Source organism: Mucilaginibacter inviolabilis (genome assembly GCF_011089895.1).
Taxonomy (GTDB): Bacteria; Bacteroidota; Bacteroidia; order Sphingobacteriales; family Sphingobacteriaceae; genus Mucilaginibacter; species Mucilaginibacter inviolabilis.
Genome location: NZ_JAANAT010000006.1, coordinates 108,288 through 133,837, shown reverse-complemented (window position 1 = coordinate 133,837; position 25,550 = coordinate 108,288). Strand labels below are relative to the sequence as shown.

Annotated in this window: 26 protein-coding genes; 8 read left to right on the top strand and 18 right to left on the bottom strand. The window is 41.5% G+C overall.

Features of this window, described 5'->3' with window-relative positions:
• The first annotated feature begins 8 nt into the window (after window positions 1-8).
• Window positions 9-1,001 (top strand): DNA-directed RNA polymerase subunit alpha, encoded by a 993-nt coding sequence (locus tag G7092_RS29525; protein WP_166095847.1) that lies wholly within the window; start codon window positions 9-11, stop codon window positions 999-1,001.
• 137 nt (window positions 1,002-1,138) lie between these two features.
• Window positions 1,139-1,729 carry a 50S ribosomal protein L17 gene (gene rplQ / locus G7092_RS29520; RefSeq protein ID WP_166095844.1) on the top strand — a complete coding sequence of 197 codons (591 nt, stop codon included), beginning with the start codon at window positions 1,139-1,141 and terminating at the stop codon, window positions 1,727-1,729.
• Between the two features lie 335 nt (window positions 1,730-2,064).
• Here rplQ and G7092_RS29515 read toward each other — a convergent pair whose 3' ends face one another.
• Window positions 2,065-2,523: a GNAT family N-acetyltransferase gene (locus G7092_RS29515; RefSeq protein ID WP_235953971.1), complete on the bottom strand. Its 459-nt coding sequence runs from the start codon at window positions 2,521-2,523 to the stop codon at window positions 2,065-2,067.
• A gap of 418 nt (window positions 2,524-2,941) precedes the next feature.
• On the opposite strand from G7092_RS29515, the gene dnaK reads away from it, so the two are divergent.
• Entirely contained in the window at window positions 2,942-4,852 is a 1,911-nt protein-coding gene (gene dnaK / locus G7092_RS29510) for a molecular chaperone DnaK (protein WP_166095840.1), read from the top strand.
• A gap of 219 nt (window positions 4,853-5,071) precedes the next feature.
• On the opposite strand, the gene G7092_RS29505 is transcribed toward dnaK, so the two are convergent.
• Window positions 5,072-5,974, bottom strand: a complete 903-nt coding sequence (locus G7092_RS29505; protein WP_166095837.1) for a nucleotidyltransferase family protein — start codon at window positions 5,972-5,974, stop codon at window positions 5,072-5,074.
• A 99-nt stretch (window positions 5,975-6,073) separates the two neighbouring features.
• Window positions 6,074-7,189, bottom strand: coding sequence for a M42 family metallopeptidase (locus tag G7092_RS29500; protein ID WP_166095835.1), 1,116 nt, complete (start codon window positions 7,187-7,189; stop codon window positions 6,074-6,076).
• A 279-nt stretch (window positions 7,190-7,468) separates the two neighbouring features.
• On the opposite strand from G7092_RS29500, the gene G7092_RS29495 reads away from it, so the two are divergent.
• The gene (locus G7092_RS29495; RefSeq protein ID WP_166095832.1) at window positions 7,469-8,335 is read left to right on the top strand and encodes a DUF6340 family protein; all 867 of its coding nucleotides are present in this window, start codon (window positions 7,469-7,471) and stop codon (window positions 8,333-8,335) included.
• Here G7092_RS29495 and G7092_RS29490 read toward each other — a convergent pair.
• Genes G7092_RS29490 through G7092_RS29480 form a run of 3 tightly spaced genes read right to left on the bottom strand, consistent with a single transcriptional unit; the run spans window position 8,325 to window position 10,100 of the window.
• Entirely contained in the window at window positions 8,325-8,753 is a 429-nt protein-coding gene (locus G7092_RS29490) for a GNAT family N-acetyltransferase (protein WP_235953970.1), read from the bottom strand. The two genes, G7092_RS29495 and G7092_RS29490, sit on opposite strands and share 11 nt — an antisense overlap.
• Entirely contained in the window at window positions 8,750-9,190 is a 441-nt protein-coding gene (locus G7092_RS29485; RefSeq protein WP_166095830.1) for a luciferase domain-containing protein, read from the bottom strand. Before G7092_RS29485 ends, G7092_RS29490 begins: the two co-directional genes overlap by 4 nt.
• 1 nt (window position 9,191) lies before the next feature.
• The gene (locus G7092_RS29480) at window positions 9,192-10,100 is read right to left on the bottom strand and encodes an SRPBCC family protein (RefSeq protein ID WP_166095828.1); all 909 of its coding nucleotides are present in this window, start codon (window positions 10,098-10,100) and stop codon (window positions 9,192-9,194) included.
• 164 nt (window positions 10,101-10,264) lie between these two features.
• On the opposite strand from G7092_RS29480, the gene pruA reads away from it, so the two are divergent.
• Complete coding sequence (pruA, locus tag G7092_RS29475) at window positions 10,265-11,902, top strand: L-glutamate gamma-semialdehyde dehydrogenase (protein ID WP_166095824.1); 1,638 nt, start codon at window positions 10,265-10,267, stop codon at window positions 11,900-11,902.
• Window positions 11,903-12,042: 140 nt separating this feature from the next.
• Here pruA and can read toward each other — a convergent pair whose 3' ends face one another.
• From can to G7092_RS29450, 5 genes are all read right to left on the bottom strand, one after another.
• Complete coding sequence (gene can, locus G7092_RS29470; RefSeq protein ID WP_166095821.1) at window positions 12,043-12,705, bottom strand: carbonate dehydratase; 663 nt, start codon at window positions 12,703-12,705, stop codon at window positions 12,043-12,045.
• Between the two features lie 27 nt (window positions 12,706-12,732).
• The gene (locus G7092_RS29465) at window positions 12,733-13,479 is read right to left on the bottom strand and encodes a YoaK family protein (protein WP_166095818.1); all 747 of its coding nucleotides are present in this window, start codon (window positions 13,477-13,479) and stop codon (window positions 12,733-12,735) included.
• Window positions 13,480-13,761: 282 nt separating this feature from the next.
• Window positions 13,762-14,451 carry a carbonic anhydrase gene (locus G7092_RS29460; protein WP_166095817.1) on the bottom strand — a complete coding sequence of 230 codons (690 nt, stop codon included), beginning with the start codon at window positions 14,449-14,451 and terminating at the stop codon, window positions 13,762-13,764.
• An 8-nt stretch (window positions 14,452-14,459) separates the two neighbouring features.
• On the bottom strand, window positions 14,460-16,067 hold the full coding sequence (locus tag G7092_RS29455; protein ID WP_166095814.1) for a SulP family inorganic anion transporter: 1,608 nt from the start codon (window positions 16,065-16,067) through the stop codon (window positions 14,460-14,462).
• 142 nt (window positions 16,068-16,209) lie between these two features.
• On the bottom strand, window positions 16,210-16,542 hold the full coding sequence (locus G7092_RS29450) for a hypothetical protein (RefSeq protein ID WP_166095812.1): 333 nt from the start codon (window positions 16,540-16,542) through the stop codon (window positions 16,210-16,212).
• Between the two features lie 117 nt (window positions 16,543-16,659).
• Here G7092_RS29450 and G7092_RS29445 point away from each other — a divergent pair, with 117 nt between their 5' ends.
• Both G7092_RS29445 and G7092_RS29440 read left to right on the top strand, forming a co-directional pair.
• The gene (locus tag G7092_RS29445) at window positions 16,660-17,394 is read left to right on the top strand and encodes a hypothetical protein (protein ID WP_166095810.1); all 735 of its coding nucleotides are present in this window, start codon (window positions 16,660-16,662) and stop codon (window positions 17,392-17,394) included.
• A gap of 134 nt (window positions 17,395-17,528) precedes the next feature.
• Complete coding sequence (locus G7092_RS29440) at window positions 17,529-17,939, top strand: VOC family protein (RefSeq protein WP_166095807.1); 411 nt, start codon at window positions 17,529-17,531, stop codon at window positions 17,937-17,939.
• Window positions 17,940-18,296: 357 nt separating this feature from the next.
• On the opposite strand, the gene rpsJ is transcribed toward G7092_RS29440, so the two are convergent.
• From rpsJ to G7092_RS29415, 5 genes are all read right to left on the bottom strand, one after another.
• Window positions 18,297-18,602, bottom strand: coding sequence for a 30S ribosomal protein S10 (gene rpsJ, locus G7092_RS29435; RefSeq protein WP_022830652.1), 306 nt, complete (start codon window positions 18,600-18,602; stop codon window positions 18,297-18,299).
• Window positions 18,603-18,760: 158 nt separating this feature from the next.
• Window positions 18,761-20,872, bottom strand: a complete 2,112-nt coding sequence (gene fusA, locus G7092_RS29430; RefSeq protein WP_166095805.1) for an elongation factor G — start codon at window positions 20,870-20,872, stop codon at window positions 18,761-18,763.
• 129 nt (window positions 20,873-21,001) lie between these two features.
• A complete protein-coding gene (gene rpsG, locus G7092_RS29425; RefSeq protein ID WP_090462876.1) occupies window positions 21,002-21,469 on the bottom strand; it encodes a 30S ribosomal protein S7 in 468 nt (155 codons plus the stop codon).
• Between the two features lie 19 nt (window positions 21,470-21,488).
• Window positions 21,489-21,902 (bottom strand): 30S ribosomal protein S12, encoded by a 414-nt coding sequence (gene rpsL, locus G7092_RS29420; RefSeq protein WP_002993550.1) that lies wholly within the window; start codon window positions 21,900-21,902, stop codon window positions 21,489-21,491.
• 322 nt (window positions 21,903-22,224) lie between these two features.
• A complete protein-coding gene (locus tag G7092_RS29415; RefSeq protein WP_166095803.1) occupies window positions 22,225-23,502 on the bottom strand; it encodes a hypothetical protein in 1,278 nt (425 codons plus the stop codon).
• 87 nt (window positions 23,503-23,589) lie between these two features.
• Between G7092_RS29415 and G7092_RS29410 the strand changes: the two genes are divergently transcribed.
• Window positions 23,590-24,795, top strand: a complete 1,206-nt coding sequence (locus tag G7092_RS29410; protein ID WP_166095801.1) for a LamG domain-containing protein — start codon at window positions 23,590-23,592, stop codon at window positions 24,793-24,795.
• Between the two features lie 77 nt (window positions 24,796-24,872).
• Here the strand turns inward: G7092_RS29410 and G7092_RS29405 are convergent, their stop codons facing one another.
• Window positions 24,873-25,046, bottom strand: coding sequence for a hypothetical protein (locus G7092_RS29405; RefSeq protein WP_166095798.1), 174 nt, complete (start codon window positions 25,044-25,046; stop codon window positions 24,873-24,875).
• A 341-nt stretch (window positions 25,047-25,387) separates the two neighbouring features.
• Window positions 25,388-25,516 carry a hypothetical protein gene (locus G7092_RS30865; RefSeq protein ID WP_262889524.1) on the bottom strand — a complete coding sequence of 43 codons (129 nt, stop codon included), beginning with the start codon at window positions 25,514-25,516 and terminating at the stop codon, window positions 25,388-25,390.
• Window positions 25,517-25,550: the final 34 nt, after the last annotated feature.

The following is a 25,550-nucleotide window of genomic DNA, read 5'->3' as shown; positions in this document are numbered from 1 at the left end:
GGATATAAATGGCAATTTTAGCATTTCAAAAACCAGACAAGGTTATCATGCAGAAAGCAAATGATTTCGATGGTACGTTTGAGTTTCGTCCGTTAGAACCAGGCTTCGGTGTGACCATTGGTAATGCTCTGCGTCGTATCTTACTTTCATCACTCGAAGGTTATGCCATCACTTCTGTTCGTTTTTCGGGAGTTACGCATGAGTTTTCAACCATCAAAGGTGTTGTTGAAGACGTAACCGAGATCATTCTGAACCTGAAACAAGTTCGTTTCAAAAAAACAGGTGAGTCTGGTGATTCTGAAAAGATATTTGTTATCATAAATGGCCAGGACGCTTTTAAAGCCGGAGATGTTACTAAATTCTCTAATAACTTTACTGTTTTAAATCCTGATCTGGTTATCTGTAACATGGACTCATCAGTAACGCTTGAAATTGAGCTTACTGTAGGTAAAGGCCGTGGTTACGTAGCAAGCGAAGAAAATAAAAATCCGGATGCCAACGTTGGTGTTATAGCTATCGATTCCATCTTTACGCCTATTAAAAACGTAAAATATACTATCGAAAACTATCGTGTTGAGCAAAAAACCGACTATGAAAAATTAGTTCTGGATATTGCTACCGATGGATCAATTCACCCGGAAGACGCGTTAAAAGAAGCAGCCAAAATCCTGATCCAGCACTTTATGCTGTTCAGCGATGAGAACATGATGCTGGAAGCACAAGCTAAAGAAGAAACTAAAGAAGTTGACGAAGAGATCCTGCACATGCGCAAGATCCTGAAAACTGAACTGGTTGATCTTGACCTTTCTGTACGCGCATTGAACTGCTTGAAAGCTGCTGACATCCGCAGCCTGGCCGACTTAGTATCATACGATGTTGCTGATATGTTAAAATTCAGAAACTTTGGTAAAAAGTCATTAACTGAAATTCAGGACCTGGTTAAATCAAAAGGTTTATCTTTTGGTATGAACTTGTCTAAATTTAAGTTAGACGAAGAATAAGAATTTAAAAAGTGAGGCTGAGCATCTGTTCAAACCTCACTTTTTTATTTATATAATAATAAACAATTAGCGAAGGCATAATTCCGAAGGCTTGATTTTATCGCCGGACGGTATGCACGTGAAATAATTTAATAACAATGAGACACGGAAACAAAAACAATCACTTAGGCCGTACTACCAGCCACCGCAAAGCGATGCTGGCTAACATGGCAACTTCGCTTATTTTACACAAGCGTATCACTACAACATTAGCAAAAGCAAAAGTTTTACGCGGTTATGTTGAGCCACTTTTAACAAAATCAAAAAACGATACTACTCACTCTCGTCGTACGGTGTTTAGCTATTTACAAGACAAAGACGCGGTTACTATTTTATTCCGCGAAATTGCTGAGAAAATTGCTACCCGCCCAGGTGGTTACACCCGTATCGTGAAGTTAGAGAACCGTTTAGGCGATAACGCTGAAATGGCTATCATCGAATTAGTAGACTACAACACTGTTTATGGTGTTGATACTGCAGCTGCAGCTAAAAAATCAACCCGTCGTCGTGGTGGTTCTGGTGCTAAAGCAAAAGCAGCGCCTGCTAAAGAAACTGCTCCTGTTGAAGAAGCAAAAGTTGTTGAAGAAGAAGTTAAAGCAGAAGCACCAGTTGCTGAAGCTACTGAAACTCCGGCTGCTGAAGCTACTGCAACTCCAGAAAACGAGGAGAACGCTGAAAAAGGAGAATAATTTTAAATCCCTTAATACTAAAAGGCCTTGCTCATTTGAGCAAGGCCTTTTTTTGTTTTAAAGTATTTTGTCTTAACCTTGGTCTAATATAATAGAAACGCGTCATTGCGAGGCACGAAAGAATGAGGCTCGGAGAGTATCTATCGCGTCATGTCATTGCGAGGAGGAACGACGAAGCAATCTCCTCGCATTCAATGCAAGTGAGGAGATTGCCACGCTACGCTCGCAATGACATATCCTTTATGGATGATTGAGCGAATATTCAGTATAAAGTATAGCAGGCTGTTTTATCCTTAGAGAGCTTGGACTTTATAACGCATAGCATCACACCCTACTTATCTCCTCAACCTATAGGTCAACAACCCATCTATATCATCGACCTGTTTAAACCCACATTTGTCCATCATTTTTCTTGATGGCAGGTTATCAGCAAAGGTGCGTATAACTATTGCTTGCACTGCGTCATGACCGAAAGCCCATTGTATCATCGTTCTCAACGCCTCGGTAGCGTAACCTTTGTTGTGATGGTTGCCATCTATCATATAGCCAGTTTCTACTTCTCCTTTTTCGTTGGGCTCGCCGCCAAATCCCATTCCACCGATGGAAGTATTCGTATTCTTCAGCACTATCTCCCAATTGGTGTACCATTTATATTGTTCCGGGTATTCCAGCGTTTTAGGGAGCCAGAAATTGATCATAGCGTCATCTATTTCGTGCTGATAAAGCGGATCTATCAACATGGCAGATGGATTTAAGCCCAAGGATAGTTCCATAGCCGGCCTGTCAGTATGCATTAATTGCAATTGATGGTGTGTTAACGGTATCAATCGTAACCGTTCAGATTCGATAAAAAACATGTAATGATGGAATTAAATAACAATAGAAAAACTGTTCTCTTTTTTAAAGTGAAGGCTAAACCTGGTATACCAGGCTTTTGTTATGCAATTCCAGGCAGCGTAATGTGCGTGTTGAATGTGTTAAGTAACAGAGGCGTTTATTTAATGATACAAAGATAGGATTTAATTTCAAAACAGCTTTAGGCTTCGGACCTTCTGCCTTTAGCTATAATTTCTGCCAACCTGTCACCAATGTGTATAGCATTTCTGACGCAATATTTGTCATCCTGACTATATATACTGCCAAATAGCTATTGGCACAAACGTTGATAAATAGCAGTAGTTAGTAAAATATTAAATCAAGTAAAACAATCATATGTCTAAAATAATTGGAATCGACTTAGGAACAACAAACTCCTGCGTAGCTGTAATGGAAGGTAATGAGCCTGTAGTTATTGCTAACAGCGAGGGAAAACGTACTACGCCGTCCGTAGTAGCTTTTATTGACAACGGCGAGCGTAAAGTTGGCGACCCTGCAAAACGTCAGGCCATCACCAACCCTACAAAAACCATATCGTCAATCAAACGCTTTATGGGTAACCAGTTTAACGAAGTTACAAGTGAAGCAGCCCGCGTACCTTACAAGGTAGTAAAAGGCGATAACAACACTCCGCGTGTTGAAATTGGCGACCGTAAATACACTCCGCAAGAGATCTCAGCGATGATCCTTCAAAAAATGAAGAAAACTGCTGAAGACTTTTTGGGTACCGAAGTAACTGAAGCGGTTATTACCGTACCAGCTTACTTTAACGATGCTCAGCGTCAGGCTACTAAAGAAGCCGGCGAAATTGCAGGTTTAAAAGTACGTCGTATCATTAACGAACCTACTGCTGCTGCCTTAGCTTATGGCTTTGATAAAGCACACAAGGATATGAAAATCGCGGTATTTGACTGCGGTGGTGGTACACATGACGTATCTATCCTGGAATTAGGTGACGGTGTATTCGAAGTAAAATCAACCGATGGTGATACTCACTTAGGTGGTGATGACTTTGACCAGGTAATTATCGACTGGTTGGCTGATGAATTTAAAAGCGACGAAGGTATTGATCTGCGTAAAGATCCAATGGCTTTACAACGTTTAAAAGAATCTGCCGAGAAAGCTAAAATTGAGTTATCAAGCTCTGCACAAACAGAAATTAACTTACCATACATCACTGCTGTTGATGGTATGCCAAAGCACTTAGTTAAAACTTTAACCCGTGCTAAATTTGAACAACTGGCAGATAGCCTGATCAAACGTACTATCGACCCATGTAAATCAGCTTTGAAAAATGCTGGCTTAAGTACTTCAGATATCGACGAAGTTATCCTGGTAGGTGGTTCAACCCGTATCCCTGCTATACAGGAAGCTGTTGAAAAATTCTTTGGCAAAGCACCTTCAAAAGGTGTTAACCCTGATGAGGTTGTAGCTATTGGTGCTGCTATTCAAGGTGGTGTATTAACCGGTGAGGTTAAAGATGTGTTGCTGTTAGATGTTACCCCGCTTTCATTAGGTATTGAAACTATGGGTGGTGTAATGACCAAATTGATTGAGTCAAACACAACTATCCCAACTAAAAAATCTGAAACATTCTCAACTGCGTCTGATAGCCAGCCATCTGTTGAGATCCACATATTACAAGGTGAGCGCCCAATGGCTGCGGGTAACCGTACTATAGGTCGTTTCCACCTGGATGGTATACCACCAGCACCTCGCGGTGTGCCTCAGATCGAAGTAACTTTTGATATCGACGCCAATGGTATATTACACGTATCTGCTAAAGATAAAGCAACCGGTAAAGAACAAAAGATCCGTATCGAAGCTTCTTCTGGTTTAACTGATGCCGAGATCAAAAAGATGAAGGACGAAGCTGAAGCTAACGCTGATGCTGACAAAAAAGCAAAAGAAGAAGTTGAAAAACTGAACGCTGCTGATGCCCTGATCTTCTCGACAGAAAAACAACTGAAAGAATACGGTGACAAAATTTCAGCCGACAAAAAAGGTCCTATCGAAGCTGGTTTAACCAAGTTAAAAGAGGCTTATGCTTCTAAAAACTTTGACGCTATCGAAGCTGCTCAAACCGAACTGAATGCTGCATGGGCTACTGCATCTGAAGAGATGTACAAAGCCTCTGCCGAAGCAGGCCAGCCAGGTGCCGAAGGTGCTCCAGGCGCAGGCCCACAGGATCAAGGCGATACCGTAACCGATGTTGACTTTGAAGAAGTAAAAGACGATACTAAATAAAATAAGTGTTGTTGAATAATAAAAAGCCCGGTCAGGATTTTCCTGAACCGGGCTTTTCTGCTATTTATTATTTGTCATTCTGAGGAACGAAGAATCTACTAATCAGCCCTGCTTATTGCATAACAGATCCTTCACTGCGTTCAGGATGACAAAAATTGGCATATATAAAAACAAAAAATCCCGCACGGGGCGGGATTTTTAAATATGGTAAAGGGGTAATTAATCCCAAAGAGTTGATGGATAGGTACCGTTATTCACCAGTTCTGATATGCTTTTTTGTACAATAGGTTTGTCCTCTTTATAAGTTACACCGAACCATTTTGAACCGGTAGGGATAACTTTGAATGAAGCCTCACCGCTTTTGATCAATCCATCAGCTGCCAGTGGTATAAAGAATTCTGATTTGGGATTATTTTCATTAGCCTCCACAAACTCCTGAAACATGTGCAGGCTTTGCTTAAATATGGCTGGTGTAAAGCCCCAGAAGTTCATAGATACACGGGTGTCGTTTGATAAGGCGTGTTCTCCGGTAGTGTCTTTGTAAGCTACGCTGCCGTCTTCTTTAAAATAAACCTCGGTGCGCTCGTTAATCTCCACCATGTTGCCTTCGTCATCAACCTTACAAACACCGCGAGATACCGAGCCATAGTCAGACAAGGTCCGGTCAATCTGGTAACCGATCAATGAATAGGTATCATCAGAAACTTCGGTGGTTAAAAATTTGGCCATTTTTTCAAATGAATCATAACCATAAAAATCATCAGCATTGATCACGCAAAAAGGCTCATGAATCTGATCACGTGCGGCAAGTACGGCGTGGGCTGTACCCCATGGTTTGGCGCGTTCGATGGTTTTATCGATACCAAAAGGGGTTAAATCAAAACTTTGGTAAACATAATCAGTTTCGATACGTCCTTTAAGTTTGGGCTCAAAAATAGCCTTAAAATTATCGGCGAATTCTTCACGGATAATGAAACTAACTTTCCCAAAACCCGCTTTTATAGCATCATAGATGGAATAGTCGATAATTGTTTCTCCGTTGGGGCCAAAGCCGTCAACTTGTTTCATACTGCCATAACGGCTGGCCATTCCCGCGGCCAAAATAAGGAGTGTTGGTTTCATAAATATACTTTGGGGTATTTTGAAATAACTATATGCCCTTGCATAAATTTTTATAGTGAAATCAATCTATTAATGAAATTGTTTTAAAAAAAGCATTAATTATTTGATATATCTGAAATCCTGACCGGCTTTGATATTCAATAATAATTCATAAATGAGGCGTATCACATTATCTACGTCTTCTTTATGGATCATTTCAACAGTGGTATGCATGTATCTTAGCGGTAAAGATATTAATACCGAAGGTACACCTTCATTTGAATAAGCGAATGCATCGGTATCGGTGCCGGTTGAACGTGATGAGGCCTGGCGCTGAAAAGGGATATTAGCTTTTTGGGCTGTTTCAATGAGCAGCTTGTTAAAATTGTTTTGAATCGCAGGCGCATATGATACCACCGGACCTTTACCGCAAGCCAAATCACCCTGGGTTATTTTGTTGATCATGGGCGTTTGTGTATCATGTGTAACATCGGTTACAATGGCTACATCAGGTTCTATTTTACTGGCTATCATTTCAGCACCGCGTAAACCTATTTCTTCCTGTACCGCATTTACGATATATAAACCGAAAGGTAGTTTTACTTTATTTTCTTTTAATAAACGGGCAACCTCTGCTATCATAAAGCCGCCTGCTCGGTTATCCAAGGCCCGACCAACATAATAACGATCATTCAGGATCATAAACTCATCCTCGTAGGTAATTACGCAACCTACATGGATGCCCAGGTTTTCTACTTCTTCTTTCGATGTGCATCCACAATCAAGAAAAATGTTTTTTAAGGTTGGCGCTTCTTCTTTATCGCCGCCCAAACGGGTATGAATTGCCGGCCAGCCGAAAACAGCTTTTACTACACCTTTATCGGTATGTATGTTCACCCTTTTGGAAGGAGCTATCTGATGGTCTGAACCACCGTTGCGGATCACATAGATTAATCCGTCATTGGTAATATAATTTACAAACCAGGATATTTCATCAGCATGGGCTTCTATAACTACTTTATAATCGGCCTTTGGATTGATAACACCTACCGCGGTACCGTAATTATCTACATAATGGGTATCGATATACGGTTTGAGATAATCGAGCCATAATTCCTGGCCTTTCCATTCAAAACCGGTAGGAGAAGGGTTGTTTATATATTTTTCAAAAAATGAAAGAGAGGTTTCGTTTACGATGGGAGTATGCGTTGAGGCATCAGATTTTTTTTTAGCCATATTTTTTAGCAAACTATTTTTTAGTAATAAGCAAATATAGCAAAGTAGATGTTAAAGCCCTAAAATAGCCTGCCACAATGGAAATAAAAACACGTTTTTATTATTAATTTAATACTAATGTTAGAGCATTAGCGTTTTTTTTTGAAATATGTAAAATTTAAGCCACTTGATTAATTAGTTGTGATTAACTGTAGGTTTTACATTAATGCCACATTAATATTCATTTCAAATTCATTGTAGTTTCTTAATTTTACATCCATCTATAATTTACCCCACGCCGTGAAACTGATTAAGCTAATTTGTATATTATTTATAGTAGGGCTAACCTCTTGTAATGTGGTGCAATATGCCACTGTGCCTGTTGATTATGCCCCCAAGCTGGTATTTAGAACCGATACTGCCCGCATCCTGGTGGTTAACCATGTTGTTTTTGATTCAACCCGCATCAACAAGCGAAAGATCATGGCCCTCAAAGCCGCGGCCTACAGCGCTGTAACCGGGGCCGAGAAAGAACTGAAATTGTTACCAGGTATTAAAATTTCCAGTATTGTAGACTCTGTATCATTTAGCGCTAATAAAGATTCTGTAAAACACCTGGCGGCCAAATACAAGGCCAACTATGTTTTAACGCTTGATGCTTTTAATGCAGGCCTGATACTGGATAATGTACAGTATGACGGCAATGCCCAGATAGCTTATTACAGCACCAAGGCTACAGTGACTTTTACTTTACATGAAAGTAATGGTATTTTCTTTAAAAAGCTCAAGGGTATAGCCACGGAGCCACAGGACGGCAGGTTTGGCTATTCTATTGACGGTGCGGCCCGAAATGCAGCGCTTGATGCATTAAAAGATTATTTGCCTTATACCATTACCAACTACCGGCCGCTTTATAACCAGGGCGATCAGATGGCCCTGTCTGTACGCTATATCCTGGCAGGACGGTTTGATTTGGCCTTTAAGATACTTAACCCCATTATTGACGGATCCGACCTTAAACAAGCCAGCAGGGCCGCTTATAACCTGGCTGTAGTTTACGAGGCACAAGGTGATATTGACGAGGCGCTTGACCTGGCCAAGCTATCTAACCAGAAACAGCAAAATGATTATGCTACCACATTGATTGCAGCGCTGATTAAGGAGTAAGATATTTTTCCAGTATTTCGTATTCAAAGCCTTGCCGGGCAAACAACTGTCCGGTGTGCTGAAACCCGGCGTTGATGTAAAAGCTGATGGCGGTTACCCGTGCATTGCACCATAATCTTTTAGCACCGTTGGTGCGGGCAAAATCTGTAATATATGCCAGCATTTGGGTACCGATACCTTTACCCTGTACAGCCCCGTCGACCGCGAATTTACGGAACTGGTAATCATCGCCTTTAGTAAACAGAGATATAACACCCACCACGTTATTATCTTGAAAAGCGGCAAAATGCAGGCCATGATTATCCTCTTCCATTTCCATTTCGTGCAGTTTTTGTTCGGGATAAAGCACCTGCCGGCGCAGGCGCCAGGTGAGTTCGGGGCGTATTTGTTCTATATGGATCATGGATGTTTGTGTCATGGTGTAATTAGCAGATGATTGCCACTACTCATTTTTTTGTAAGATAGTTTTAATAGCTCCAGTGCATATTGGGCATCGTCTTTTGTGCAAATGTAGAAACTGATCCAACCGGTATTTTTAAAAGAATGATGATCCATAATGCGGTTATGTTGTAAAAGACTCTTTTTTTGATCGCGGCTCAGTAGCATATCTAACAATCCGTTCCCATGTATGTGACCTATTTCTTTCCCGGAGTAGTTAAGTTGTAACCCTCCGTATTTATGCATACTGACAAATGTACCATCCCAGTTTAAAACTTCGGTCTCAATTTCATCCATCCAATCAAGCAATGTTGGTTTTGTTATAAAAGTTAATACTTTAAGCAGGCAATCAAATACAATAGCCAGCCCTGGAATGAACTTTAAGAAACCAAAGTATTTTATAATAAAGGTAAACATATTACTTTTCCTCGCTGAGTTGTTTGATGTGCTCCATAACACGCATATGTACATTCCGGGTAATGCTTTGCGCCCAGATATCATAATACCAGGCCGGAAACACATATAGCTTGTACCAACTGTTACCCACCAGGGTAGTGGTGTTGTTGCCATTATCTTTCAATAAAAACTGTCCTCGCAAAATATCGATATGACCCATTATTTCCGGATCACGGGGTTGATGGGTAATATCGAAAGTGAGATTTTTATCCTTATCATAGGTTACTATCTTTTCGTCAAACACATAACCATTGCTAAAGATACATTTGCGTTTGGCGCCTAAGTAGTAACCGTCGGCGGTAGATTCAACGGGGCTTGGCATCCCAATTTTAAAAAGCCAAAATTTTTCAGGGGCTTTTATCCGTTTATAGGCCACCACATGTTTCCACACTTCGGTTACAGGGGCATTGATTACTATCTTATCACTCACCATATTTTCATAATGATGCATGGAAACCGAATCGGCTACAAATATGAGCAGGAGTAAGGAAATAATGCTCACGTTAAGCGTATCGTTATCCCTATGAAACATGCCCCGGCCCATTAATATCCCCAGGAAAATAAAGCAAAACAGCAGTGGTGATACTATAATAAGACAGATGGTTCCTTCTTTCAAAAAGATATAGCTTAAAACAATAGCGATCATCCCATTTATACAAGAGATCCCGATAAGTTTGCGGGTCTTTAATGTATAAAGATTACGTAAAAAATAGGCATTGATAATACCCATAAGAATAGGTATGATCACAAATTCCGAAAAAACAAGCAACCCGCTGCCAACTAATAACAGCTTATTTAATCCAATCAAGATCATGCCTAACAGGTTTGAGGCGGCATAACCCCAGGCTTTGGCAGATTGTATTTTATTCATTGTGATGGTCTGGGATAAATCATATAACTCCGCTTTAAATATATTCTTTTTTTAAATGTTAAGCCAACTATAATGCTGTAGGCATTCATCCGTTTCCTGATATTTTTGACATTCCCCCTTCACCTCAAAATCCGTATCTTTGCGGCAACATAAATAACCCATCTATGCTTAAAGGATTTTTTAATGTTCCGCCGCCGCAAAACGAGCCTGTTTTAAACTATGGCCCGCGCAGTTTGGAACGTGTAGCGCTTAAAGCCGCCTTAGAGGAAGCCCGCGCTCAACAACTGGATATACCTATGTACATCGGCGACAAAGAAGTACGTACGGGCACTAAGCTCGAGATCCGTCCGCCGCATGATCATAAACATTTACTGGCTACTTTTTCTGAAGGTGATGCCAAACACGTTACCGCTGCTATTGATGCAGCCCTGGCTGCCAAAGCCAACTGGGAAAATTTAGCCTGGGAGCAACGTGCCGCTATATTTTTAAAAGCTGCTGAATTAATAGCCGGTCCGTACCGTGCCGAAATTAATGCGGCAACGATGTTGGGTCAGTCTAAAAATGCCTACCAGGCTGAAATTGATTCGGCCTGTGAGCTGATCGACTTTCTGCGCTTTAACGTAGAATATATGACCGAGATCTACGAGCAACAGCCACCGGTATCAGGTAAAGGTGTTTGGAACCGTGTGGAGCAACGTCCGCTGGAAGGTTTTGTGTTTGCCTTAACGCCATTTAACTTTACGGCTATCGCAGGTAACCTGCCTGCATCTGCGGCCATGATGGGGAACGTAGTAGTATGGAAACCGGCCTACACTCAGATATATGCTGCCAACGTGATCATGAAGGTGTTTAAAGAAGCAGGCGTACCTGCCGGCGTTATTAACCTGATTTATGTTGATGGCCCGGTTGCAGGTGAAGTTATATTTAACCATCCTGATTTTGCCGGTATCCACTTTACAGGATCAACCAAAGTGTTCCAGAACATCTGGCAGACTATCGGTACCAATATTCATAAATATAAAACCTACCCACGCATTGTAGGTGAAACCGGTGGTAAAGATTTTGTACTAGCCCATCCAAGCGCCAATGCCGATGTAGTAAGTACTGCCCTGGTTCGTGGTGCGTTTGAATACCAGGGACAAAAATGTTCTGCCGCTTCACGTGCTTATATCCCAGCTTCGCTATGGCCGGCGGTAAAAGCTAATATGCAGCGCGATATCACTTCGTTTAAAATGGGTCCGGTTGAGGATTTTGAAAACTTCATCAACGCCGTAATCACCGAAGTATCGTTTGATAAACTGGCTAAATATATTGATGCGGCTAAAGCTGATAAAGGTGTTGAAGTAGTTGCCGGCGGTAATTATGACAAAACCGCAGGTTGGTTTATAGAGCCTACTGTATTAAAAGTAGATGATCCGTACTATGTAACCATGTGCGAGGAGCTATTTGGTCCCGTATTGACCATTTACGTGTACGAGGACGCTAAATTTGATGAAGTGCTTAACATTGTAGATAAAACATCTATCTACGCGCTTACGGGCTCTATTATATCGCAGGACAGGTATGCCATTGAAAAGGCTACCTATCATTTACGCAATGCTGCGGGTAACTTTTACATCAATGATAAACCTACAGGTGCCGTTGTTGGTCAGCAACCGTTCGGTGGTGCCAGAGGTTCTGGTACTAACGATAAAGCTGGTTCCATGATCAACCTGCTGCGCTGGGTATCTCCACGCACCATTAAGGAAACTTTTGACCCGCCAAAGGATTACAGATATCCGTTTTTGGAAAAAGAAGTGTAGTTAGATGTGCAGATATGCGGATGTGCAAATGTGCAGATGATAAAAAACAAAGAAGCCGGACTTATTGCCCGGCTTCTTTGTTTTGGTTTACGATGTGTTTTATATAGATATCATCTAAAATTTGCACATCCGCACATCTGTTACTTAAACTTAAACACGTTCTCCATATTATCGTTGTTGTGGGTGCTCACCTTCATGTCGGCTATCTGGCCGGTGCTCAGGCTGTAAACCCAGCCGTGTACGCTCAGTTCCTGGCCGCTTTTCCATGCATTTTGTACGATGGTGGTTTTGCAAAGATTATATACATTCTCTTTCACGTTAAGCTCTACCAGGCGATTGCCGCGTTCGGTATCATCGGTAATAGCATCAAGCTCGTCGGCATGCAGGCGATAAACATCCTTAATATGGCGCAGCCAGTTATCAATCAATCCGAAGGCTTTATTGCTCATAGCGGCAAGCACACCGCCGCAACCATAGTGACCGGTTACAATTACATGTTTTACTTTCAATACGTTCACCGCATAATCCAGCACACTCAGCATATTCATATCGGAGTGGATAACCATGTTGGCGATATTACGGTGTACAAATATTTCGCCGGGGGCCGTATTGGTGATCTGATTAGCGGGTACCCGACTATCAGCGCAGCCAATCCAGAGTACCGGTGGATTTTGACCGTTGGCCAGTTTGGTGAAAAAGTCTGGATCTGAATCTAACGCGTTGGCGATAAATTGCTTGTTACCTTCCAGCAAACCTTCATAAGTGATGTGGCTGGTGTCGTGAATACTTGTTTGGGCGCACATAGATGTAAATGTTAAAAAGTGAATGATCTAAACCGATTTGCTTTTATCTATCCGGAATACCCGGCTTATTTTATGTAAAGCTACCGGCGAAAGATCGTAATATAAAATGGTAAGCAAAATTAGTGGAATGAAATAGAATATCGCAAAATCATACAAATTAAAAAAGAAGCCGCCCATGATGCCCCCGAAAAAATAGAAGCCCAGTACGGTAAGCCGTATATAGATCTTATTCCGGGTAGTTTCAGTTTTGGCAGTATTGGGATGAAACCATTCTGATACATCGCCACCAAGATCTGTAAACAGGCCGGTTAAATGGGTCGATTTGATTAGCCCACCGGATATGGTAGACACCAGGCTGTTTTGTAAACCCATACAAAAAATGATCACCCCAATGACTATTTCGCGCTCGGTTTCTGTTTCGCGGTAAAAGTTATGACCATAAATAGCCACAAACAACAGCAGTATAATTTCGATAACTATGGGGATAGAGTGAGCCCGGTAGCGGCTTTTATGTTCCAGTGAGTGTACAATGAAGTTAGATATAAAGGCACCTGCAAAAAACATCATCAGCCATATCACAAACACCACAATCTCGCTCCAGTTTTGTTCAACTACATGCTTGGCCAGGTTGGCCACATGTCCGGTAATGTTGGAGGTGAATGCTAAAAAAGCGATCATCCCCGCCACATTGGTTACCCCCGATACAAAAGCGGTTGATGATGCCAGCAATAAATTTTCTTTTAAGGTGCGTGTTTCTTTTGATTGCCTCAGCATAAAATATCCTTGCTTGTTGCTTCAGTATAAAAATAGGATAAAAATTGAAGGATTGGGTATGAAAATCTGAGTCATCCCGAATTTATTTCGGGATCCCACATGTATGAATTTACATCATGCAGGTTTAATTGTCCTGTGGGATGCTGAAACAAGTTCAGCATGACCGGTGATGGTAAAAAAAGAACCCCGGCCATTTCCATGAACCGGGGCAAACCAAACATAAACCTCTCCCTTTGCAGGTCGTGGGGAGAATCTTTGAAGGCTTAAGGGCAGCAGCCTTATTTAGTGTTGAGCAACGGCATTAGCGTTGTCAAACTCATACACATAACCTAAGTTATGCGGACTGCTGCTGGAAACTTTAAGGTCCTTGATCAGGCCCGAACCCAGGTCAATTACCCAACCATGAACTTCCAGATCGTGACGTTCCATCCAGGCATTTTGAATGATGGATGTTTTGCACACATTATATACCTGTTCGCTCACGTTAAGTTCAACCAGGCGGTTGGTGCGTTCCTGTACATCTTCAATGGCATCCAGTTCTTTGGCATGTAAGCGGTAAACATCTTTTATATGGCGTAACCAGTTATCAATAACACCAAACTGTTTGTTGCTCATGGCAGCAGCTACACCGCCGCAGCCGTAATGGCCGGCTACAATAACGTGTTTTACTTTCAACACGTTTACGGCATAATCCAATACGCTTAACATATTCATATCGGTATGTACTACCACGTTGGCAATGTTGCGGTGTACAAATACTTCGCCTGGTTTGGTGCCGGTTACTTCATTGGCTGGTACACGGCTATCGGCACAGCCTATCCATAATACTTCCGGGCTTTGGCCTTTAGCCAGTTTTTTAAAATAGTCCGAATCTTCCTGTAGTTTCAGGTCAACCCATTGGCTGTTGCCACGTATTAAAGCGTTATAACTGTTGTCGTTAACCAATTTGAAATTATTATCTATTGAGGTCATGATTTTTCTTAGTTAGTGGGGTTATACATTAATTCTTTCAAAGGCGGTACATCGTACTTGTCCTTTATGTCATGTAATTGCACAACGATGCCCTTGGTATAGGCGTTGTGCTTGTAATTGTGGATGATTTCGATCACATCCGGGTCGATATACCTGGAGTTTGATCCGTCGATGATCACATCTGTGCCTTTTGGTAAACTGGTTAAGGTTACCTGTATGGCAGCTTTATTTAAAAAGGATACTTCCTCTGCAAGTTTTATCCTGATCACTTTTTTATCGCCATTGCGATCAATCTGGTAAAAATATGGGTTGCGTAAATTGGTACGCAGGATATAAAATACACCCACCAGCATACCAATGCCTACACCTATGAGCAAATCGGTTAATACTACTGCTACTATAGTGACTACAAACGGGATAAATTGGTTCAACCCTAACTGCCACATATGCTTAAACAGGCCGATGCGGGTTAATTTATAACCGGTCATGAGCAGTATAGCTGCCAGGCACGATAACGGTATCAAATTGATCAGGAACGGAATGCAAAGCAACGATACCAGCAGGAGTAAACCATGGGTTATACTGCTCATTTTGGTACGTGCACCGGCATTTACGTTGGCCGATGAGCGAACGATTACGGCTGTCATGGGCATACCGCCTAATAAACCGCTGGTGATGTTGCCAATTCCCTGGGCAACCAGCTCGCGGTTAGTGGGTGATATACGTTTTATCGGGTCGATCTTATCAACGGCTTCCAGGCTAAGCAAGGTTTCTAAACTGGCTACTACGGCTATGGTGAAGGCTGTTATCCAAACCTCTTTATTACCAATGGCGCTAAAGTTGGGCGATTTAAATAAACCAAAAAACTCGGTGCTGCTGTTTACAATAGGTATGTGTACAAATTGCTTGTTCAACAAGGCAAATCCGGTTCCGGCAAATGCGGCACTAAGTCCAATACCTGTTAAAACAACCAGTAAGGGAGCCGGAATGATAGCCAGTTTTTTAAACCTGGGCCAATAAATAAGCAATAGGATGGAAACAACTGCAATGATTACTGCACCATAATTAATCCGGGCTACAGCTCGCAGTATACCTGAAAAAGTATTGTGCTCGTCTACCTGGCTAAAGCGTTCATCTCCTTCAAAGTCGGCGTCGTATCCAACAGCGTGCGGAAACTGCTTCATGATAAGGATGATACCTATAGCTGCAAGCATCCCTTCAATTACTGCCGAAGGGAAGTAGTTGGCTATAGTACCTGCTTTTAATATACCCAACAGCATCTGGAATACACCGGCCAGCACAATAGCAAGCAAAAAGGTTTCGTACGAGCCCAGTTTAGTGATGGCATTTAATACAATAACCGTTAAACCGGCTGCCGGACCTGCCACACTAAGTTGCGAGCCACTGAATGTACCTACAACTATACCGCCAATAATGCCTGTTAATACGCCGGCAAACAGCGGAGCGCCGGATGCCAGGGCTATGCCTAAACATAAAGGTAACGCTACCAGGAATACAACAATACTCGACGGAAGGTCTTTCTTTAAGTTTTTGGGTAAGAAATATTTTTTCAGGTTGAGATTGCCCACAGCAAAGCCACCTTGCTTATCTTGCATAAGATCGATAATTTGAATGAAACCATCGTCCTGATATATGATCAGGATGATAAATTCATCACCGTTAATAAATTATTTTGATAAAAATTTAAATGAATTGTAAAGCGTTAACATCCGGATAGGGAAGTATCCGGTTAATCATTTAAACGTTGGGAGGGGGCGTGGGGACAACAGGATGGTATGCCTGCTTGTACAGATGGTCTTCCTGGTTATGAAGTATATTGCTTTCTGTAACAAATGTAATATGCGCTACACTGTACAGATAATATTCATCAAAGGCTTTTTTCTCCTTAAAAGCATCCTTATCCGGATTTTCTTTTCCGGTTTTGGATTCCTGTTCAAGCTGAAGGATAACTGCCCTTACAGTTTTAGTATCAAGATGCAAAAACACAGGAGCAAGGGATATGGCCATCTTTATCATAAAGACACCCATAAACATTACTACTATCAGCGTTTTGAAATTCCTGATCCTCATTATTACAAATATACAAAATTACAGATGTTAGAACGTGATGAATATGGTTTTAGTCTAACTCTTACAATTTAATTACTATTTTTAAGTTATTACGAACAATCTGAATTGTGAAACATAATGAGTGCTTATAAGGGAGCCGATAATGTATATTGGTTATTTAGTTCTTCAGCTCAGGCAATTGCTGCCTTTATAGGGTTTCTGGCAGCAGGTTTCTTCTTTTCTTATGATTTGATGGATAAGCAAGTAGAAAAAGATGAGACTCTTGAAGTAATTTATGTTGATATCAAAAACCAATACTTTAAAAGATTAAAAGCATTATTTATACTTACCGGCTTCTCCATATTATTAAGCTTAGGTGTAGTTTTTATAAATGGTTATGATTTTGGTATCTATAATTTAGTAATAGCCATTATTGTGGGTGTGGTAAATATAGTTACTGTTATATGGGCCATTACTTTTGTTATTTTTATTATTGACCCCGATAAGGTTAAAAAGACCGTCGAAAAATTGATTAAAGAGGAGGAAAGTGTTTTTGAACCTGCGCAGGGCAATTCTTTAACCAGCACTAAATTTCTGGAAGGTTTTGCCGAACTGGAAAACTTACTAAGAGATCTGGCCAAAAAATACAGGTTGGAGTCTTTTGGCCGTTTTCGAGACTTTCAGCCCCTGGGACAGATCATCAGGTCGTTATATGAAAGAAGGGTTATTAGCAGGGATTCGTTACGCGAGTTAAGCGAAATGAACAAGATTCGTAATCTGATAGCTCATGGCGAAATAAATAACATCGAGCAGCGGATTGGTGATACTTTAAATAAGGTAACGGCCGAGGTTAAGACAAAAATAAATTCGTAGATACCCAGCTCAGAATATTTCCTCGATTGTCATGATTCACCTCAAATTTGTCGTTTTTACACCTCATCACATCTGTTTAATGCCTGTATGTTTGTATCACACAATCAAAACAAAATAATAAATATTAAAACATCATGGCGACTCAAATTTTTATAAACCTTCCGGTTAAAGACCTGAACAGATCAATTGAATTTTTTACCAGCCTGGGTTATAGCTTTAACCCTCAGTTCACCAACGAGCAAGGTGCATCGTTGGTTATCAGCGACAATATATATTTTATGCTGCTGACTGAGCCCTTCTTTAAATCATTTATTAAAAAAGAAATTGCTGATGCTACTAAAGTAGCCGAGGCCATCCATTGCATTTCGGTAGATAGCCGGGAAGCGGTTGATGAGATGGTGCGCAAGGCCGTGGCAGGCGGTGCTACTGTACCTAACGAAAAGCAGGATTATGGCTGGATGTACGGGCACGGTTTTCAGGATCTTGACGGTCACCTGTGGGAATTTGCCTATATGGATATGAGCGCTATGCCGCAGCAGCAGTAATTTACATTCTTGTCATGCTGAACGGAGTGAAGCATCTGATTGCCTATATGCAAGGCGTACAAATAGATCGTTCGTTCCTCAGGATGACAAGGGGGGATTAGACTTACGAAGTTTTAAAAACTTCGTAAGTCTAGAAGCGCGTTATATTATTGCTTTTTCGCGCCGTTGTTGGTGTTGTCACCAACAACTTATTATCACAGCTCAGGCAGTAGAATGTTGGTGACAACACCAACATTGGCGAGGAGATCCTTCGGTCCTCTGGATGACAATGGTAAAAAACAACATAAAAAAACACCATCCGGTTATGGATGGTGTTTTTTTATGTTGTCCCGCACCTTTCAGCGGGCCGGTCGTCTATCAAACTTTGATCTCAACTTCAACACCGCTAGGCAATTCAAGCTTCATCAGGGCATCTACAGTTTTTGAGTTAGAGCTGTAAATGTCTAATAAGCGCTTGTATGAGCATAATTGAAATTGCTCACGTGCTTTTTTGTTTACGTGTGGTGAACGTAAAACGGTGAAAATTTTCTTTTCGGTTGGTAACGGAAGTGGTCCGCTAACTACAGCGCCAGTTGGCTTTACTGTTTTTACGATTTTCTCAGCAGATTTATCTACCAGGTTGTAATCGTAAGATTTTAATTTGATCCTGATTCTTTGGCTCATTTTGTTTTTTGTTTTTGTGATTTCACCGATTTACTGATGATTTCACCGATTTTAATTAGTTACCCTAAGAGCTATTTATTAGAGTAACTGTGATTTATTATAAGATTACACCGACCATCTGTGAAATCACAAAAAGATCGGTGTAATCAAAGATTTATTTATGCGTTTTGAGCAGCTTTTTTGCCTTTTGCTTTGGCTACTACTTCGTCCTGTACGTTACGTGGTGCTTCAGCATAGTGATCAAACTCCATGGTTGAAGTAGCACGACCCGAAGTAATGGTACGTAACTGGGTTACATAACCAAACATTTCAGAAAGTGGTACAGTAGCTTTAATAACCTGCGCGCCTGCACGTGAATCCATACCTAAAAGTTGGCCACGACGACGGTTCATGTCACCGATAACATCACCCATGTTTTCTTCAGGGGTAAGGATCTCGATTTTCATGATCGGCTCCAGCAATACTGGTTTACATTTTGGCAATGCCTCACGGTAAGCCATTTTAGCAGCTAACTCAAATGATAAAGCATCTGAATCGACAGCGTGGAACGAACCATCAATTAAACGAACTTTTAAGCTGGTTAATGGATAGCCGGCTAATACACCGTTTACCATTGAAGCTTCGAAGCCTTTTTGAACAGATGGGATAAACTCACGAGGGATTGAACCACCGCTAATTTCGTTCACAAACTGTAAACCTTCTTTACCTTCGTCATTTGGAGAAAGGATAACCTGTATATCGGCAAATTTACCACGACCACCGGTTTGTTTCTTGTATGTTTCGCGGTGTTGGATAGTACCTGTGATAGATTCTTTGTAAGCAACTTGCGGAGCACCTTGATTAACCTCTACTTTAAACTCACGTTTTAAGCGGTCCATGATGATATCTAAGTGAAGCTCGCCCATACCTGAAATTACAGTTTGGCCGGTTTCTTCGTCAGAGTTTACACGGAAGGTTGGATCCTCTTCGGCTAATTTACCAAGAGCCATACCTAATTTATCTACGTCGGCCTGAGTTTTAGGCTCAATGGCTAAACCGATAACCGGCTCTGGGAAGTTCATTGACTCCAGAATGATCGGGTGTTTCTCGTCGCAAAGAGTATCACCAGTTTTGATATCCTTAAAGCCTACTACCGCAGCAATATCACCTGCACCTACGTTAGGGATAGGGTTTTGCTTGTTAGCATGCATTTGGAATATACGGCTGATACGCTCTTTGTTGTCAGAACGCATGTTATGTACGTATGAACCTGCTTCCAGGTTACCAGAGTAAACGCGGATAAAGCACAAACGACCAACGAATGGATCGGTTGCAATTTTAAATGCTAAAGCGGCAAATGGCTCTTTAACATCCGGTTTACGTAATATTTCTTCGCCAGTATCAGGGTTAGTACCGATGATACCTTCTACGTCCATTGGTGAAGGCAATAATTCCATCACATAGTCAAGCATGGTTTGTACACCTTTGTTTTTGAAAGATGAACCGCAAACCATAGGAACAATCTTAGCATCTAAAACCGCTTTACGTAAAGCGTCAAGCACTTCGCGTTCAGTGATGGTTTCAGGAGCGTCAAAGAATTTTTCCATCAGGCTTTCGTCATACTCAGCTACTGATTCCAATAATTTCTCTCTCCACTCGGTCGCTTCTTCAACCATATCCTCTGGGATAGGCACTTCAGTAAAGGTCATACCTTTATCATGCTCATTCCAAACAATACCTCTCCAGTTAATTAAGTCAACCACACCTTTAAAATGCTCTTCAGCACCAATAGGTAATTGCAATGGAACAGCGTTGCTGCCTAACATGCTTTTAACTTGTTTAACAACGTTTAAGAAGTCGGCACCAGAACGGTCCATCTTATTAACGAAACCGATACGGGCAACGTTATAGTTGTTAGCAAGCCTCCAGTTAGTTTCAGATTGTGGCTCAACACCATCAACCGCGCTAAAAAGGAAAACCAAACCATCTAATACACGCAGGGAGCGGTTTACCTCTACGGTAAAATCCACGTGTCCTGGAGTATCAATGATGTTCATGTGATAGTTATGGCCCCTGTATTTCCAGTTTACGGTAGTAGCAGCAGAAGTGATAGTGATACCACGCTCTTGCTCTTGTGCCATCCAGTCCATGGTTGCAGCACCTTCGTGCACTTCACCAATTTTGTGGCTAACACCAGCGTAATAAAGGATACGTTCGGTTGTGGTGGTTTTACCGGCATCAATGTGGGCGGCAATACCTATGTTTCTTGTATATCTTAAATCTCTTGACATTTTAATTATTGAGTTATCGAATTATTGAATTAATGAATATTTAAATGTTCATTGAATCTGCGAAGTAATGAATTATTGATTAGCATGATGTTACCAAATCAATAATTCACTAATTCAATAATTCACTAATTAGAATCTGAAGTGTGAGAACGCTTTGTTAGCTTCAGCCATTTTGTGCGTATCTTCTTTTTTCTTCACTGCTGCACCTTCACCTTTAGCTGCTGAAATGATCTCACCGGCTAATTTCTCCATCATGGTTTTTTCACCACGACGACGGGCATAGCTGATCAACCATTTCATACCTAAAGCGATTTTACGCTCCGGACGAACTTCGGTTGGCACCTGGAAGTTAGCACCACCTACACGGCGGCTTTTTACTTCAACAGCAGGCATTACATTGTTTAAAGCCTTTTTCCAGGTCTCTAAACCATTTTCGCTGGTTTTTTTCTCAACGATGTCAACTGCGTTGTAGAATATAGAGTACGCGGTAGATTTTTTACCATCATACATCATGTTATTTACAAACCTTGTTACCAGGGTATCATTGAACCTTGGATCAGGAAGGATAATTCTCTTTTTTGGTTTTGACTTTCTCATTGCTATCTATCCTCCTTAATTATTTCTTTTTACCTTTTGCAGGCGCTGCAGCAGCTTGACCTGGTTTAGGGCGTTTAGTACCATATTTAGAACGACGTTGGTTACGACCGGCTACACCTGATGTATCTAATGCACCACGGATGATGTGGTAACGTACACCTGGTAAATCCTTAACACGACCACCGCGGATCAACACGATAGAGTGCTCCTGCAAGTTGTGACCTTCACCTGGGATGTAAGCATTTACTTCTTTACCATTGGTTAAGCGCACACGGGCAACTTTACGCATTGCTGAGTTTGGTTTCTTAGGGGTAGTGGTATACACACGGGTGCATACGCCTCTTCGCTGTGGACAGCTGTCCAACGCTGGTGACTTACTCTTGTCAACCAGAGCTACTCTACCTTTTCTAACTAATTGCTGAATAGTAGGCATTTTTCCTTTTTTGTATTTACAGTTTTATCCTTATTTTAAGGACTGCAAAGGTAGCTACTATTTTTTGATTTTCAAGGGGTTGTATAAAAAAGTTTTTGTAATAGGTTGAGTGGGTGCGGGTGCGGGGTGCGAGAGTGAGATTTTTAGGTGGAATTTTTTGCTAATAATTTCAGTATTAAGGTATTCAAGCCTATGGTCGGTGTTATCACCGCACCATTGTATTATTAGCTTAAAGAAGATCTTGTAATGATGTAGTTTGATCACAACGTGGTGCGGTGATAACACCGACCACTGGCTTAATAGTGTTGGATATCACCAGATATTACTCTCCAAAATGGTCATCTAACACCGTCCTGGTCTTATTTCCCAGTTTCACGTCTTTTATCTCCCCAGATCCTTCAAAGGCAATACAGATGCCCGCAATTTGGGTAATGGTTTGGCTGATGGGTTTTGTAAAGATGAGCTTGTTGTTCAGGTAAACGCTTAATGTCATGTCCTTAACCTCGCATTTGAGTTTTTGGAATTGGCTGAAATCGCAGCCAAAGGCACTCAGGTCATTATCTTTACCGGATACCCAGTCGGATGAGGTATATATATTCAAATCAGAAATGCAGCCTTTATCGGCCAGGGGAATAATGATGGCGTTTTGTTTACCTAAAATATACAGGATCAATTTACGGCAGGATGATTCATCGGCCCTTGAGGTATTACGTAGCGTGGTTTCGAAAGTAAAATTACCGCCCTCCAGTCCGTCAAATTCCCGTACATTATAAAAACTGAGCCATTGACCATTAAATACGGGGGATGATAACTTTAAGGCCAGGGTTTTACTATCCAGACCCAAGCCCCCGGGTTGATGGATATCCTTATCGGCCAGGTAAATAGGGGAGTTGTTTCTTCTGATAATGCCGGTCCATCCATGGGTTTTAATGAATACCGGGCTTTCTTTTTTTACCTGCCCGTTAGCTATCAGCTTTGCTGTAAAATAACCCGGATAATAATAAATAGAAGTATGCTGCCTACCGCTGCTAGCCAATCTTTCTACCCGCGACGGATCCCAGCTTTGCTGCAGGGTTACGCTATCTATATTTAATGCCGACGCGTCATAATCAAATACAACAGAATTGGGCAGGCCATCGGTCACCTTTCTGCTCGAAAACTTAACCACGCCGTTTAAATTGGCTTTGACTGTTTTTTTAGGATTGGTGTTCCAGGCTGCTAAAACACCTAACGCTACAATAACTAAAGCTGCTGCGAGTGTGGCTATAACATACTTTTTTTGTTTGGCGCCAACTGGGGTAACGGGTTGCTTATGACATATTGGATTGATTGGTGTGGCTTTTTTATAGGTTCGCCAGTCCTCAGATCCCGCAAAGCGTGCCATAGTATTTAACGTGGCTATGGTGGGCGAACTATTGTATTTAACCCGCCCCCAAATACGTTTGAGGGTAGTGATGCTTAGCAGGGTGCCGGTTTTCTGAAATATAAGCTCACCCAGTTTTTCAAAATCATGATCGCTCCAGGACGAGCCTTCGCCCCAATCCAGCGATTTTTCTACCGTTTTGCACCAAATATTAATATATGAAGCCTCTTCCTGCATGGTTTATGACCCGTGAACGCGATTGAATGTATTTGAATATGGCATTACGCCAATACAATTTCACCTTTAGCTAAAATACTCATAAAGATGAAAAATAAACTTAACCAACACAAAATTAAACCATTAATTACAAGTATGCTATGTCTGTTTCTGTTAAATACTGCAGGTATAGCCCAGGTAAAAACCGGCAAGGGTAAAGCTCTACCAATTCCCTTTGAAGCAAGCCGTTGGGATACCACTAAGCAGCATGCCGAATTTTTGACCTACAAAAATGTAAAAGCCATGAAAATAGTACGGGGCAAGGGCGGTAGCCACCAGGTGATATTAAAGGATTTTAATTTTACTAATGGTACTATTGAATTTGATACGCAACCTGTTGATGGCAGTCGTCCTTCATTCATGAGTGTATATTTCAGGCAGCAAAGCCCCAGCGAAAGCGAAATTGTTTATTTACGTACCCAGCCCGATGAAAGCGAACAGCGCAATAGTGCTATACAGTACGCGCCTATACTGCATGGTATAAACATGTGGAACATATATGATCAGTTCCAGGGGCCAGCACCTATCCGTAACGACGACTGGAACCACTTTAAACTGGTGATATCAGGGCTGCAAATGAAGGTTTATCTGAATAACATGGAACGGCCGGTGCTGTTCATTCCGCGTTTGGAAGGGGAGAGCCATGCCGGAACAATTGCTTTTGACGGGCCTGGTTACTTTGCTAACCTTACTGTAAAACCGAATGAAACCGAAAGCCTATCACCCGAAGAAGGGGCAGACCTGACCAATCATGATATCAACTATATCCGTCGCTGGGATGTATCGGCTTCTCAATTCCTGGAAAGCGGGCGGGAGCTCATCATTAAAGATCTGCCAACGGATACCACTAAATGGAAACCTATTTTGGCCGAGCGCCGGGGCTTGATCAACCTAAGTCGCGTATACGGAGGGATGGAAAACAGGGGTAGCGGCGTTCAGAGCAAGAATAGATACGTATGGCTTAAAACTACCATACACTCCGCCAAAGAGCAAACCGCCAGAATTCAGCTGGGTTTTAGCAACGAGGTATATGTATTTATTAACCGCGGATTACTTTATGTAGATAAGAACCAATACCCGCAACCCATCAGAAAATACCCCGATGGCAGGCTGGATATTGCCAATTCATCCTTTGATATCCCGTTGAAGGCCGGGGATAATGAACTGATCATTGGGGTATCCAACTATTTTTATGGCTGGGGCATGGTGGCACGTATGCAAACCATGGATGGTATTACCGTTTTGCAACAATAATCAAAGAAAAAAAGAGCGGTGATTACTCACCGCCCTTTCCATCATTAATCAAAACAAACTCACCTTTAGCACTTTTTTTAATAACCACGATCATGATGATCGCCGCGGTTATAACCATTGTCGTAACCGTTATTATAATACCGGTCATGATGGTATCTGCGGTTGCCGTATCCTTCACGTACCATGCAACCCGAGGTTACTGATACTATTGCTGTTAATGCTAACATATATGCAAACAATTTCTTTTTCATGGTGATAATTATTAATGTGGCTGTCTAACTAACAGGCATTATACAAGTTTGACAGCAGCAAAATGAAAAGGATTAATAGGAGGGTATAGGGTAGCAGAGGAATGGTATTGGTATGACATATCAAAAAGAATGTCATTTCGAACGAGGTACGAGGAGAAATCTTCTACGGCCGGAAAGTTGAGGGTTTGTGCAAAAGATTTTTCGCTATCGCTCAAGAGATAGTTTCTCCCTCCGGTTTAAATAACAGGTTGTTATTTTTTTCAACAAAAAAAGAGCGGTAACACTCACGTACCGCTCTTTCATCATTTATCAAAACTCACTCACTTAAACAACTTCAATCATTAATAACCACGGTAATGGTTATAATATCTGTGGTGATATCCGTATCCACCTTCGCGTACCACGCAACCCGAGGTTACTGATACAATTGCTGCTAGTAAAAGCATATATGCAAAAAATCTCTTTTTCATGATGATCGTATTTAAAGTTTGCCTATCTAATTAA

Excerpts from the sequence above, each read along its gene's own strand:
- G7092_RS29440 (WP_166095807.1), top strand. The coding sequence starts at position 17,529 with ATGGCGACTCAAATTTTTATAAACCTTCCGGTTAAAGACCTGAACAGA.
- G7092_RS29515 (WP_235953971.1), bottom strand. The coding sequence starts at position 2,523 with ATGCATACTGACAGGCCGGCTATGGAACTATCCTTGGGCTTAAATCCA.
- G7092_RS29450 (WP_166095812.1), bottom strand. The coding sequence starts at position 16,542 with ATGAGGATCAGGAATTTCAAAACGCTGATAGTAGTAATGTTTATGGGT.
- G7092_RS29455 (WP_166095814.1), bottom strand. The coding sequence starts at position 16,067 with ATGCAAGATAAGCAAGGTGGCTTTGCTGTGGGCAATCTCAACCTGAAA.
- G7092_RS30865 (WP_262889524.1), bottom strand. The coding sequence starts at position 25,516 with ATGAAAAAGAGATTTTTTGCATATATGCTTTTACTAGCAGCAATTGTA.
- rpsJ (WP_022830652.1), bottom strand. The coding sequence starts at position 18,602 with ATGAGCCAAAGAATCAGGATCAAATTAAAATCTTACGATTACAACCTG.
- G7092_RS29460 (WP_166095817.1), bottom strand. The coding sequence starts at position 14,451 with ATGACCTCAATAGATAATAATTTCAAATTGGTTAACGACAACAGTTAT.
- G7092_RS29490 (WP_235953970.1), bottom strand. The coding sequence starts at position 8,753 with ATGACACAAACATCCATGATCCATATAGAACAAATACGCCCCGAACTC.
- G7092_RS29500 (WP_166095835.1), bottom strand. The coding sequence starts at position 7,189 with ATGGCTAAAAAAAAATCTGATGCCTCAACGCATACTCCCATCGTAAAC.
- G7092_RS29415 (WP_166095803.1), bottom strand. The coding sequence starts at position 23,502 with ATGCAGGAAGAGGCTTCATATATTAATATTTGGTGCAAAACGGTAGAA.
- rpsL (WP_002993550.1), bottom strand. The coding sequence starts at position 21,902 with ATGCCTACTATTCAGCAATTAGTTAGAAAAGGTAGAGTAGCTCTGGTT.
- G7092_RS29465 (WP_166095818.1), bottom strand. The coding sequence starts at position 13,479 with ATGCTGAGGCAATCAAAAGAAACACGCACCTTAAAAGAAAATTTATTG.
- G7092_RS29485 (WP_166095830.1), bottom strand. The coding sequence starts at position 9,190 with ATGTTTACCTTTATTATAAAATACTTTGGTTTCTTAAAGTTCATTCCA.
- dnaK (WP_166095840.1), top strand. The coding sequence starts at position 2,942 with ATGTCTAAAATAATTGGAATCGACTTAGGAACAACAAACTCCTGCGTA.
- fusA (WP_166095805.1), bottom strand. The coding sequence starts at position 20,872 with ATGTCAAGAGATTTAAGATATACAAGAAACATAGGTATTGCCGCCCAC.
- G7092_RS29505 (WP_166095837.1), bottom strand. The coding sequence starts at position 5,974 with ATGAAACCAACACTCCTTATTTTGGCCGCGGGAATGGCCAGCCGTTAT.
- G7092_RS29525 (WP_166095847.1), top strand. The coding sequence starts at position 9 with ATGGCAATTTTAGCATTTCAAAAACCAGACAAGGTTATCATGCAGAAA.
- G7092_RS29480 (WP_166095828.1), bottom strand. The coding sequence starts at position 10,100 with ATGAATAAAATACAATCTGCCAAAGCCTGGGGTTATGCCGCCTCAAAC.
- G7092_RS29445 (WP_166095810.1), top strand. The coding sequence starts at position 16,660 with ATGAGTGCTTATAAGGGAGCCGATAATGTATATTGGTTATTTAGTTCT.
- G7092_RS29405 (WP_166095798.1), bottom strand. The coding sequence starts at position 25,046 with ATGAAAAAGAAATTGTTTGCATATATGTTAGCATTAACAGCAATAGTA.
- pruA (WP_166095824.1), top strand. The coding sequence starts at position 10,265 with ATGCTTAAAGGATTTTTTAATGTTCCGCCGCCGCAAAACGAGCCTGTT.
- rplQ (WP_166095844.1), top strand. The coding sequence starts at position 1,139 with ATGAGACACGGAAACAAAAACAATCACTTAGGCCGTACTACCAGCCAC.
- rpsG (WP_090462876.1), bottom strand. The coding sequence starts at position 21,469 with ATGAGAAAGTCAAAACCAAAAAAGAGAATTATCCTTCCTGATCCAAGG.
- G7092_RS29410 (WP_166095801.1), top strand. The coding sequence starts at position 23,590 with ATGAAAAATAAACTTAACCAACACAAAATTAAACCATTAATTACAAGT.
- can (WP_166095821.1), bottom strand. The coding sequence starts at position 12,705 with ATGTGCGCCCAAACAAGTATTCACGACACCAGCCACATCACTTATGAA.